This is a genomic window from Paenibacillus sp. MDMC362, assembly GCF_003269305.1.
In the GTDB taxonomy this organism is placed as follows: Bacteria; Bacillota; Bacilli; order Paenibacillales; family Paenibacillaceae; genus Paenibacillus_AQ.
In genome coordinates, this window is sequence record NZ_QLYT01000024.1 from 117,417 (window position 1) to 129,253 (window position 11,837).

General features: G+C 49.4%; 13 protein-coding genes. 11 read left to right on the plus strand and 2 right to left on the minus strand.

All coding sequences use genetic code 11. The annotated features are described in order from the left end of the window. Positions 1 to 32 precede the first annotated feature (32 nt). Together DP091_RS12995 and DP091_RS13000 are read left to right on the plus strand one after the other, a co-directional pair. The gene (locus tag DP091_RS12995; RefSeq protein ID WP_113058690.1) at positions 33 to 590 is read left to right on the plus strand and encodes a cysteine hydrolase family protein; all 558 of its coding nucleotides are present in this window, start codon (positions 33 to 35) and stop codon (positions 588 to 590) included. A 57-nt stretch (positions 591 to 647) separates the two neighbouring features. Next, positions 648 to 2,102, plus strand: a complete 1,455-nt coding sequence (locus tag DP091_RS13000) for a nicotinate phosphoribosyltransferase (RefSeq protein WP_113058691.1) — start codon at positions 648 to 650, stop codon at positions 2,100 to 2,102. Positions 2,103 to 2,181: 79 nt separating this feature from the next. Here the strand turns inward: DP091_RS13000 and DP091_RS13005 are convergent, their stop codons facing one another. Further along, positions 2,182 to 3,030: a hypothetical protein gene (locus DP091_RS13005; RefSeq protein ID WP_258394501.1), complete on the minus strand. Its 849-nt coding sequence runs from the start codon at positions 3,028 to 3,030 to the stop codon at positions 2,182 to 2,184. Positions 3,031 to 3,185: 155 nt separating this feature from the next. Between DP091_RS13005 and DP091_RS13010 the strand changes: the two genes are divergently transcribed. Beyond that, positions 3,186 to 4,187, plus strand: coding sequence for an NADPH:quinone oxidoreductase family protein (locus DP091_RS13010; RefSeq protein ID WP_113058692.1), 1,002 nt, complete (start codon positions 3,186 to 3,188; stop codon positions 4,185 to 4,187). Positions 4,188 to 4,271: 84 nt separating this feature from the next. Beyond that, the gene (locus DP091_RS13015; protein WP_113058693.1) at positions 4,272 to 4,799 is read left to right on the plus strand and encodes a hypothetical protein; all 528 of its coding nucleotides are present in this window, start codon (positions 4,272 to 4,274) and stop codon (positions 4,797 to 4,799) included. Between the two features lie 185 nt (positions 4,800 to 4,984). Here the strand turns inward: DP091_RS13015 and DP091_RS13020 are convergent, their stop codons facing one another. Further along, positions 4,985 to 5,503: a MogA/MoaB family molybdenum cofactor biosynthesis protein gene (locus tag DP091_RS13020; RefSeq protein ID WP_113058694.1), complete on the minus strand. Its 519-nt coding sequence runs from the start codon at positions 5,501 to 5,503 to the stop codon at positions 4,985 to 4,987. A 109-nt stretch (positions 5,504 to 5,612) separates the two neighbouring features. Between DP091_RS13020 and DP091_RS13025 the strand changes: the two genes are divergently transcribed. The 7 genes from DP091_RS13025 to DP091_RS13055 all read left to right on the plus strand — a co-directional run bounded on the left by DP091_RS13025 (position 5,613) and on the right by DP091_RS13055 (position 11,754). After that, the gene (locus tag DP091_RS13025; RefSeq protein ID WP_113058695.1) at positions 5,613 to 6,635 is read left to right on the plus strand and encodes a CobW family GTP-binding protein; all 1,023 of its coding nucleotides are present in this window, start codon (positions 5,613 to 5,615) and stop codon (positions 6,633 to 6,635) included. A gap of 125 nt (positions 6,636 to 6,760) precedes the next feature. Then, a complete protein-coding gene (locus tag DP091_RS13030; protein ID WP_113058696.1) occupies positions 6,761 to 7,099 on the plus strand; it encodes a four-helix bundle copper-binding protein in 339 nt (112 codons plus the stop codon). Between the two features lie 210 nt (positions 7,100 to 7,309). Next, positions 7,310 to 8,530, plus strand: coding sequence for an ROK family protein (locus DP091_RS13035; protein ID WP_113058697.1), 1,221 nt, complete (start codon positions 7,310 to 7,312; stop codon positions 8,528 to 8,530). Positions 8,531 to 8,589: 59 nt separating this feature from the next. After that, a complete protein-coding gene (locus tag DP091_RS13040; protein ID WP_113058698.1) occupies positions 8,590 to 9,480 on the plus strand; it encodes an ABC transporter ATP-binding protein in 891 nt (296 codons plus the stop codon). Next, positions 9,477 to 10,208 carry a hypothetical protein gene (locus DP091_RS13045; protein WP_113058699.1) on the plus strand — a complete coding sequence of 244 codons (732 nt, stop codon included), beginning with the start codon at positions 9,477 to 9,479 and terminating at the stop codon, positions 10,206 to 10,208. Before DP091_RS13040 ends, DP091_RS13045 begins: the two co-directional genes overlap by 4 nt. Positions 10,209 to 10,286: 78 nt before the next feature. Beyond that, positions 10,287 to 10,751, plus strand: coding sequence for a hypothetical protein (locus tag DP091_RS13050; protein WP_113058700.1), 465 nt, complete (start codon positions 10,287 to 10,289; stop codon positions 10,749 to 10,751). 67 nt (positions 10,752 to 10,818) lie between these two features. Continuing rightward, positions 10,819 to 11,754 carry a protease complex subunit PrcB family protein gene (locus DP091_RS13055; RefSeq protein WP_113058701.1) on the plus strand — a complete coding sequence of 312 codons (936 nt, stop codon included), beginning with the start codon at positions 10,819 to 10,821 and terminating at the stop codon, positions 11,752 to 11,754. The last annotated feature ends 83 nt before the right edge of the window (positions 11,755 to 11,837 follow it).

Sequence of the window (11,837 nt, forward strand, 5' to 3'; positions counted from 1 at the left end):
CACATTATTCATGTCGTAGAGGAGTGTGTCTGATGAAAGCCTTGATCGTGATAGATTTCACGAATGATTTCGTGGATGGCAATCTGCCGGTAGGAAAGCCCGCCATTGACATTCAGAAGAACATCGCGGAGTTGACCAAGTTATACAACGATCGTGGTGATTTTGTTGTAATGGCCGTGGACCTGCATGAGAGCCATGACGCTTATCATCCCGAAGCCAAGCTGTTCCCTCCCCATAACATTCGGGGAACCCGGGGGCGGGAATTATACGGTGAACTTCAGCGGGTGTATGAGGAACGAAAAGACGCCATCTATTGGATGGACAAAACGAGATACAGCGCATTTTGCGGTACGGATCTGAACCAGAAGCTGCGGGAACGCGGGATTACCGAAGTTGATCTCATCGGAGTTTGCACCGACATCTGCGTGCTGCATACCGCAGTGGATGCTTATAATTACGGATATCGGATTACCGTTTATGAAGATGCCGTCGCAAGCTTTAATCCGGAAGGACACAACTGGGCTTTAAGTCACTTTCAAGGCAGTCTCGGGGCATCGGTAGTGCGAAGTAAGGAAATTCTTAATCAATAGACAGCTTGAACCACCCGGAAGCCTAGATGAACCGGGTAACAGTGGAGGATGATCGTGATGCTGACAGCAGGATTAGCACTACACACGGACAAATACCAGATTAACATGATGTACGCTCACTGGATTAATGGCTCTCATCGTACGCGTGCGGTGTTTGAGGCGTATTTCCGTAAGCTGCCATTCGGGAACGGATATGCCGTTTTTGCCGGTCTTGAGCGGATTGTACATTATATCGAGTCCTTACGTTTCTCGGATGAGGATATCGCGTATTTGGCCAAACAGGAAGAGAAGTATAAACCTGAATTTCTGGAAGAGCTTCGCCGGTTCCGTTTTCAAGGGAATATTCATTCCATGAAGGAGGGGGCGCTGGTATTCCCGAATGAGCCGCTCATTCGAGTGGAAGGCACCATTTTCGAGACACAGCTGGTTGAAACGGCACTCTTGAACTTTATGAACTTTCAAACCTTGATCGCTACGAAAGCGTCCCGTATCCGACAGGTTGCCAGCGGCGATACCTTGTTGGAGTTTGGTACAAGACGTGCTCAGGAAGCGGATGCGGCGGTTTGGGGAGCGCGTGCTGCGTATCTGGCCGGTTTCCATGCCACGTCGAATATGCTGGCTGGCGAGAAATTCGGTATCCCGACTAAAGGCACGCATGCGCACTCCTGGGTGCAGACCTTCCGGAGCGAGCAGGAGGCCTTTGATATATTTGCTGAGGTTATGCCGGATCAAGTGACGCTGCTGGTGGATACCTTCGATACGTTAAAGAGCGGGATTCCCCATGCCATCGTAACGGCGAAGAAGCTGGAGTCCCAAGGGAAACGGATGAATGCCATTCGTTTGGATAGCGGGGATTTGGCTTACCTGTCGATTCAGGCGCGGAAGATGCTGGATGAGGCCGGTCTTCATTACGTCGGCATCGTGGCATCGAACGATCTGGATGAAGGCACCATTCTGGATCTCAAGGCGCAAGGGGCCAAAGTAGATACTTGGGGCGTCGGTACCCAATTGATTACGGCAGCCGACCAGCCTGCGCTTGGGGGCGTTTATAAGCTGGTGGAGCGGGAGGTTGACGGGAAGATGGTACCGACCATCAAAATTTCGGGCAACCCCGAAAAAGTATCTACCCCGGGCAAAAAAGAGGTATATCGCATCATATCCAAGGGCAGCGGCAAAGCGATCGCCGATTACATCTGCTTCCCGGAAGAAGAGATGCCGCCGGAAAACGGGAAATTAAAGCTGTTTAATCCGCTGCATCCTTACATGCGCAAGAACGTAAAGAACTTTGAAGCGGTGTCCATGCTTGAAACGGTGTTTGTGAATGGCGAACTGGTGTATGAGCTGCCGAAGCTGGAAGAGATTCGCAGCTATCATGATGCTCAGCTGGATCAGTTCTGGCCGGAGTATCTGCGGAAGCTGAATCCGGAAATTTACCGCGTTAATCTGAGTGAAGAGGTCTGGGAAGTGAAACAGCGGATGATGGCCGAGTTCATGGAACAGCATGAAGATTAGGTATAAAATACAGCAATGCAAAAGACGCTTTTTCTAATCTTGCCGCTTGGCAGGAGAAGGGGCGTCTTTTTGTACTCGGCTATAGGTCAAGTCGATCCACTATACTTCCGTTGACGTCATGCGCGGTGAGATGAACCTTGTCCTTGTTCTCTAGCATGTCGGGCTGGCGTTCGTAATACCACATGTACCAATCTTTACTGACATCAGGCCTCAGGTGTTGGTAGGGTATGGTATGTGCCGGCTGACCATTTACATGAATCTGAATGGGTTCTGGGCTTCTATACAGGCCAAATACGAGTGATGAATCCATGCTTGTCTCCGAGAATACGGACGGAGAAGGGGGATTCTCGGGAAAAGGGTATAATGTAGATACGGCGGACATATTCCATCCGAACCATCCTTTGGTATAGGTGGATAATTGCAGTCCCATTCCAGGTGTACCCACGAAGGCATAAACAGTTTCGGAGGTTAATTCGGATTGTATGATTTCAGCATGATCTATGCTGAAAGGTGCTTCAAGAAAAGCATGTTTCTCGTTCATTACCGCCGCTTCAACCGAGCGGTGTGTGTTTGTGTATTCGTAGATCCCAGTCATTAAAATGAAGAGGAGGCCGATTAGCACGTACACTTTGAGACCAGGCCGGGTAAATAAAGGGAAAGCCCTGAAGACTAGTCTAAACAGCGTAAGAATGAGACCCAAACTCAAATAGAAAACGAGAAACGAGCCGGCAATGCCCCCTGATTGTGTATGTATACCAAGGAATCCAAAAACCTGGCTGATCGGTTTATAGATGACCGGTAATAGAAGTAGGGTTACCAGCGTGAGCAAGTACGAGAAGCGGAAGGATCTATGTTTAGATCCATGCTCAAAATGAGTCATAACGTGGATTTCGAACTCCTGCTTTTTATAAAAGTATTCTTTTTCCATAATAACATAATTCTGATTATAAATGACGATACTGGATCATTTCTCGGGAAGCGCATAAGTCGCCATATTCCGAGAGCATGTATAAAGCTTCGACATTTTCAGAGTGCGATCCAGATTGCTTTACACCACCTAAACTAACCCAAGGAGTGATATGTGTGGACAACAAAACCGAATTTCAGGCCTACGTTCTGCGTCAAGATGAGCACGGGGTTCGCGGCAGCGTGGAGAATCTGAGTTTGAAGCACCTGCCAGAAGGGGACGTTATTGTGCGGGTGTTATACAGCGGGGTCAACTATAAAGACGGCCTGGCCAGCATACCGGAAGGGAAAATTGTCCGCCGGTACCCGTTCATTCCGGGCATTGATCTGGCAGGAACAGTCGTGCATTCCGCTCATGCCGATTACAAGGAAGGCGACTCCGTTCTTTGTACCGGTTATGAATTAGGCGTATCTCATGAAGGCGGGTTCAGCCAGTACGCACGGGTTAAGGGGGAATGGCTTGTCCCGTTGCCGCAGGGTTTGTCCCCGCGTGATGCGATGGCTATCGGAACCGCAGGTTTTACAGCTGCATTATCGATAGAGGCCTTGATACGGAATGGACTGCGACAGGAACAGGGGACCGTTCTAGTTACGGGGGCAACAGGGGGCGTGGGCAGCTTCGCGGTCTCCATCCTCAATCAATTAGGCTATAGCGTAACGGCATCCACAGGCAAATCAAGTCAGAGGGACTGGCTCTTGAAGCTGGGAGCCAATGAAGTGATATCCAGGGAAGAGGCTGCGGCATCTTCCAAGGGGGCCATCTCGGCCGAGCGTTGGGCGGCGGTGGTAGATCCGGTCGGAGGAAACCAACTGGGTTCCCTTCTGAAAAGCGTAAAATATGGCGGAAGCGTCGCTGTTTCCGGTATGACGGGTGGCGGTGCTTTTGATTCGACGGTGTTTCCGTTTATCCTTAGAGGCATCAATCTCCTCGGAATCGATTCGGTATACTGTCCTATGACCTACCGCCGATCGGTGTGGTCGAAACTGGCGGAGGAATGGAAGCCGGTATCCGTGCTTCAAGAGGGAATTACGGAATACGGACTATCCGATCTGCCTGTGGTGCTTAACGCCATCCTACAGGGTGAGGCGGTTGGAAGAAGCGTCATTGCTCTAGATTAATTGGTTTGATTTCGCATAATGTTCCTCATCCTCAGGCATTCTAAGGGAAGGCAACCTCTGACACCTAAGGAAGGGTGAGTGAACATGAATTATCGCAGAATCGTTACCGTTTTATTGCTTTGTTCCATTCTTGCCATATCGGTCGGCTGTTCCAGGCAGGTGGCCAGGGACGAGATGCGCCTATATAACATGAGGGCTTACGAGGAAGGTTCCAGGGAGGCCCGAATATCGGGACGGGGGTTGAACGGGAAATTCCTTGAGGAACTCCAAGCCTCGTTTAACCAGGTGGGCATGCCGTTGACCAATGAAACCTATGCGGAGGACAACGTCGGCAATATTACGTATCAATACCGGATCAATTATGATGCAAGCCAGTTTATCACCGTGTACGTCTATCAGGATCAAGCGGCCAGGGAAAAAGGGATCAAGGAGATATACGGCGTTACAGAAGGGGATGCCAATGCGGCCGGCGGGCATAACCTGATCGTGAGCGACAAGGAAACGTCCATCGTATATACGTCAACGGGCGACAAAACGGATAACTATTATGGCCAGGTCAAAAAACTAGCGCCCTCCCTCCTTGCCAAACATCAACGACGAGCCAGCAGTTAGATTGTAGAGAAGGAGCTGTCCCATAAGTAGGTTTGCTCACTTACGGGGGGTTCATCAGATTTAAAAATGTGACAAATGAAGAAATGGCGGTGCTCAGGATGTTATCCTTGCACCGCCATTTCTTGCTTTTCGATCCTTTGTCGCTTAGTTGAGTAGATTCCGGGTAAGCGAAAGCCATCCAACCTCTATGATCTGTGTTTATCCAGCTCATATTTGATGTGCCGCAGCTCAGGCAGCAGAATCCGGTTCATCGCAAGCCTGACGGCTCCGGTCGAACCTGGCATTGAGAAGACGGCCGTGTGGCTTAGCGTGCCGCCGATTGCGCGGCTCAATATGGCCGCAGACCCAATATCCTCCGTAAAGCTTAGGAAGCGGAAGACTTCGCCGAATCCGGGGAGTTCCTTATCAAGCAGTGAGGATACGGCTTCATAGGTCGTATCCCGGCTCGATATGCCTGTTCCGCCTGTTAGCAGGACGACATCAATCTCCGGATTGCTGACCGCGGTATAGATCGTTTCGCGGATCGTTTCGTAGTCGTCCTGAACTATGCTGTAAGATACAACGGCATGCCCGGCTTCTTCAAGCAAGCTGATCATCAGTTTGCCGCTCTTGTCCGTCTCCTTGGTCCGCGTATCCGAGACCGTAATCACCTTACAGTTCACGGAAGCGGGGGATTGCTGTTTATGCTCTTGCGATGAATTCATGTAATTGACATCTCCTGTTAAATAGTTAATGGCGTCGCGCTTGCAGTGGACGGACGAAATGTAGTACACTCGCTAGCATAATCATGATGCACGCAAAGGAGTATGGAACGTGGAGCACGTAACACCCATTTATATTTTATCAGGTTTTCTTGGCAGTGGAAAAACGACATTGCTTAGCCGTCTCATTACCTCCTACAAGCAGCAGGGATTGCGTCCGGCTATTGTCATGAACGAGATCGGCGAGGTCAATATTGAAGGGCTTGTCGCCAGTGAAGAAGTACCGACGGCAGAAATGCTAAGCGGCTGTATTTGTTGTACCATTCGATCCGATTTATCATCTGAAATCGCGATGCTAATTCAGCGGGAGCAGCCGGATGTCATCGTCATTGAAGCGACGGGGATCGCCAATCCGATGGAAATCCTGGACGCGGCTGCGGAAGCATCTTTATACATGAGAATCGATGTGAAAAAACTGATCACTGTCGTCGATGCCGCGCACCTGCTGCATTTGAATATAGAGCAGAAGGGGAAAACCTATCGTTTGATGCAGGAGCAGATTCGTGCAGCCTCGGTGCTTGTTCTCAATAAGATGGACCAAGTGACGGATCAGGACAAAGAGACGGTCCAGCAGTTGGTCGAGCGCTGGAATCCGCATGCTCCGATTATACCTGCGGTGCGCTGCGACATAAGGCTCGAAGATCTGCTGCAGAGCGATCCCCGGGACCGGAATGAGCATTCGTATGTTTATGATCGAGAGGACAGGGTAGCCCATGACGATTCAGTGATGCTCGCCAACAGCCATGACCATGCGCACAACCATGATCATGCCCACGATTCTCATGATCATGTGATGTCGTACACCTACTATTTCAGCCATGCGGTAAACAGTGTGGAATTCGAGCAATTTATAGCCGGGCTGCCGAGGGATGTGTACCGAGCTAAGGGCATCCTCACCTTCAATGATACCAATAGTCGGTTTCTGTTTCAGTACGCCTTCCGGGAATCCGATTTCATGAAAATTATGCCCCAGGGTCAAGTGCCGGATGTGGTGGTGTTTATTGGGGAGCACTTCCAGAAATCACTGCTGCGAGAGCAGCTTGAAACACTGGAAGGGAAGACAAGTCGGGCATAAGTCATAGAATGTCCGGATCATTTGGGCAATTGTACCTTGGGTCTTTCTGGCCTATGTTTGATTCAGCCGGCAGTTCAAAGTTTAATACAAGGCATAGCGTAATAACTACAAGGAGGATCTATCCAATGTTAAATGAACTCAAATATAAAGAATGTATCGAAGCATGTCTCCAATGTATGAACGCTTGCAATGTATGTTATGTATCCTGTCTGAAAGAATACGAACTGGCCATGCTTCGCAATTGTATAACGCTCGACAGAGAGTGTGCCGATATATGTGCGTTTGCGGCTCAAGCCATGTCACGAAAAAGCCCTTACGTGAAGGAGATTTGTGAGCTGTGCATCCAAGCGTGCCTTGCTTGCGCAGAAGAATGCGGGAAGCATGACCACGAGCATTGCAAACAATGCGCCGAGGCATGCCGGAAGTGTGCCGAAGCATGCCGTGAAATGCTGAGTCACATCTAAGTCTACCAGCGCCATCCTGCGATAATAACGAAGCCTGATTTCCGAAGCGGGAGATCAGGCTTTTTAGTTATAAGTCTAATGTTTTCCGGACCGGTGTGCCGTGGTTTCTCCGCGAGACCACCTGGAGGAATTTTACTAACACCGTATTTTCCCCTATGATAGATGTGCGACAAAGGTAGTACAATGAATGGTAAAGAATGAGGTTGTAACATGAACAATTCAGTGGGTAAAAACAATCGGTATGTCCGAAATATGAATCGGATCGGCATCGTCGGACTGCTTCGCGACTATGGCAGTTTAACGAAAGCGGAAATCGCAGCCAAGATGAACTTGACGTTTACGGCGGTTAACAATCTGGTGGAAGAGTTGATGAAGGAGCGAGTGATCATTGAAGCCGGGTTATATGATGATTCCAGCCGCGGCAGGAAGCCCAAGCTCATCTCGTTGAATCCCGCCGATAAGTACACAGTCGGCGTTCATATTAGCTCTTCCTCCGTGCGGGCGGCAGTCATTAATTTACAGGGGAATGTGTTGTTGGAGAAACGTTGCCCCTATGAAGATGGCGCCAATCGCGGCAGCGTAGTGAATATGATCATATCCACGATACAAGCCGTACTGGACGAGTCAGGCCTGGAGTCCGAAATTATCGGCATCGGCGTAGGAGCGCCCGGACCGCTTGATCCGGTTCAAGGCAAAATTCTGTCTCCACCCAACTTACCTGGTCTGCATCAAGTACGATTAAAGGAACTGATCGAGGAGAACACGGAGCTTCCGACCCATGTAGAAAAGGTCGCTAACGTAATGGCACTCGGTGAGGTATGGTATGGGAACGGTCGGCATTTCAACAATCTGGTGTACATGGATGCGGATATCGGGATTGGGTGCGGACTGATCTTCAGCCAGAAAATATATCAGGGTTACCCTTTTGGTGCCGGTGAGATTGGGCACTGTACGATAGATATCAACGGTCCGCGCTGTCATTGCGGTAATGACGGATGCCTTGAAGCGATGGCATCGGGAAATGCCATCGTCCGCAGAGTGTATGAGGAGTTGGGTCGCGGGGCAGCAAGTTCTCTTACTTCTTATACTAATAGCGATGATCAGGGTATGGATGTAGTCGATGTAATCCATGCCGGGCTGGCTGGAGATCCGTTGGCTGCCAATATACTGCATGAATCGGCACGATATGTTGGTATATCCCTGGCCAACATCATGAATCTGCTTACACCGGAGACCATCATCCTTGGCGGAGTACTGGCTAACCGTTACCCGGATTTCTTCAATCATGTTAAAGAAACATCCGTTAACAGAAGCCTATCCAGCCTCCATAATAAAGTGGTGCTGCAGCCCTCCGAGCTGGGAGAAAATGCGGGCATTATTGGTGCAGGGACGATTGTGTTTGAAAAATACTTGAGTGACATAAGCGATTAGAGGGGGAAAGACACCCTCAAACGGGCCGCACGGAATCCGTGAACAGGAGTTGAAGAGATTTGCAGGAGCTGTTGGAATTGATCGGAATAAACAAGCGATTTGGGAAGTTCGCCGTCTTACATAACATCCATTGGAGCATTTCCCGAGCCGAATGCGTTGCTATTACGGGAAGCAATGGTGCGGGAAAGAGCACCCTGCTGCAGGTAATAGCCGGGCTTGCTAACCCATCGGAAGGATCCCGAGTCGAACATGAATCCTCCCTTCGCGTCGGGTATGTCCCGGAGCGGTTTCCTGCGCTTCGTTTTCGTCCTTCCGAATATTTGCGTTATATGGCCAGCATTCAGGGTATGAACAAACAAGAAGCAGGGAAGCGAATTGATGCGATGTTGAATGTGTTTCAGCTGCAGGACATGAAGATGACGCTATGCTCCAAGGGGATGCTGCAAAAAGTCAATATCATGCAGGCCCTGCTTCGTCAGCCCGACCTATTGGTTCTGGATGAACCTCTGTCAGGATTGGACGACTTCTCTCAAATGGAGATGGTCGGCATTTTAAGTGAAATCAAGAGACAAGGAACAGCGATCGTGATGTCCGTTCACGAGCCGCTGCTTATTGCTTCGCTGGCCGACCGGGTAACGCAACTCCGCGAGGGGCGTATCGAACGGGACGGCATGCTGGAAACCGATACGGAGATGGGACGGGTGAAGCTGGAATTCACGCGTGTTACTCAAGACAAAATGCTGGAACTGGAGCGCCGTTCAGGGTTCCATTATTGGATATCGAGAGGTAATCCTGCATCGATGGTAGTGTCGCGGCAGGTCGCGGATGAAATGCTGCTGGATATTTTACAGTCAGGCGGCTCGCTGACACGGCTGGAGCCTTGGAGCGTGGAGAATGCAGAGCAAGTGCAGCCTAACCTTGGTCAATCCATGGAAGGGGAGGGAGCATGATGCGATCATTGATTCATTACATGCTTGCCAGTTATACGAGATCCTATCGGTATTTCGCGCCGATTGCCTTTATGCTGATATCGGTAGTGTTTATCTACTCTTACCGGCCTAACCCGATCATGGACAGCTATGCCGTAACGGCTGCATTTCTGTTTGTCGGCTCCGCTTGGCTTGGTTTAAACTTTCTCAATCATGATCAAGGGCGCCAAACGATGCTCCTAATCGTTCATAGCGGAAAGGCAATACGATATTATGCCGCCCAGTATTTGGCCGTAACGCTTCTATCTATCCTGTTCAGCTTATTTGCTGTCCTTTACCCGATCGTGTTTGGAATGTTTGATAAGCCGATTACTTTATCCCAGTTTGTTTTGGGTTATCTGGGACATGCTGCATTGTCCTTGCTCGGCATTTCAATTTCGGTATTTTTTCAGTTTGGCTTTATGGAGAATCAGGGAAGAGCGGCTGGTTTGCTGTTAATCGTAATCGTTATTTCCTTAGCCGGACAATCCATCGTTCAGGATGATTTGGCTTATTTGAGAATAATTCCTTATGTGCTGCCTCCCGTCTCTGTAATGATTGATATGCTCATTCATGCTGACGAGCGTTCCCGGGCTATGTTATTCATGACCCTTGCATATACGTTCGTATACAGTTTTATTTTGCTGGCTGTTTATCTATGGACGGCCTGCCGCAAGGATGCGGCAACCATGATCCGAAAAGTAGGTTGAAGTAGGAGGTATCTTCCTTTACCATAAGGATATACACAATAGAAACGGTAAAGACAGCCAATACTAGAGGAGGATACCATGAAACAATCTCGACTGATGGACAGCGACCACTCCAAAGAGCTGTTTGCCTATTTCGGATTAGCGGTGTATTATTCACAGGCGCTTGAGCAGCAGCTGGCGAATCTGTTGATGCTGATCAAGCTTTCCCAGGGGAATGTGCCTTCAGAAGAAGATTTCACCCAATTATATCAGCGGAAACTAAGCAGCTCTCTGGGCCAATTGGTACACGAGATCCAGCATTACTTTCCATTCTCCGAAGAAGAAACGCATCAATTAAAAGAGGTCTGGAAGCAGCGCAATTATATCGTTCATGATTATTTCAAAGAGCGGATTCATGAGACATTCAGCCCGGCCGGCCGATCCCGAATGATTCGGGAGCTGACCGCTTTTAAAGACCAAGCCCAAGCGCTGGAGCAGAAACTGCAGGGCTATTCCCGCGAAATGTATGTAAAGCTTGGCCTGGACAGCGAAAAAAGCGTGTAAAAGAAAATAAGGCTGAGATGAAACATATTCCAGCACCTCTGCGTCAGAAAGAATAGGAGGTGTAATTATGAAAAAAACTACGAAATTGTTAACTGCAATGCTTGTTACTTCGTCATTGCTTGGTGCCGGCGCCGCCTCTGCTTTCCAGGATGTTCAAGAGGGGAAGCCTTTGCAAATGGTGAAGGAGCTGCAAGCGAAAGGTATAATCCAAGGGATTAACGCCGACAAATTCGCTCCAGCCAAAACAATAACGACTGCCCAAGCGGTGCAGATGATTGTGAATGTCGCCGACCTGAAGGTACAACCGAACTCTACGGGCCGTTCGTTTGACAGTGTGCCGAAGGATGCCTGGTTTGCTGATGCTGTGAATATAGCGGCTCAGAACGGATTGTCCGTATCCGCAGACATGAAATGGAATGAGCCGATAACGCGTGAAGGGTTCGCGACATTGCTCTCGGAAGCGATTCAGAAGACCGGGAATTATCCCGTGGTGATGATGTATCTGCATGTAGCCGACGAGGATCTGATGAAAGAGAAGAGCCGGGGAGCGGTGCAATTCCTGCTGTTAACCAAGATTGCTGAGCTCGACGCTAACGCCAAGTTCCACCCGACAAAGAATTTAACGCGAATAGAAGCGGCAGAGCTTGCGTACCAATCGATCCGATTCATTGAGGAGCATCAGAAGAACATGATACCCCAGGAGCCGGGACAATCTGAACCGGATGTAAGTACAAAAGTTGTTAAGGTGGATGAAACGCAGAACAAAGTTACGGTAACCAAGGAAGACCTGCCGAATACGGGGTACGGCATTAAAATTACTTCGGTCGACTATGTTAGCGATACCGAAGCCGTGATCTACTACAAAGTTCTTCAACCCGATCCGGACAAAATGTACCCGCAAGTCATCTCGAAATCTTCCGATGACGTGCTCGTGCCTTCCAAGTACACCAAAATCACGGTCAAGGCAGAAGGTACAGAAGGTACTCTCGATTCGACAAAGTAATTCTTGCAATATGCCGCCAGCATGCCATGTTAAAAAGAAGGCTGTTCCCAAGCGAATGTTACATTCGACAGGGGGACAGCCTT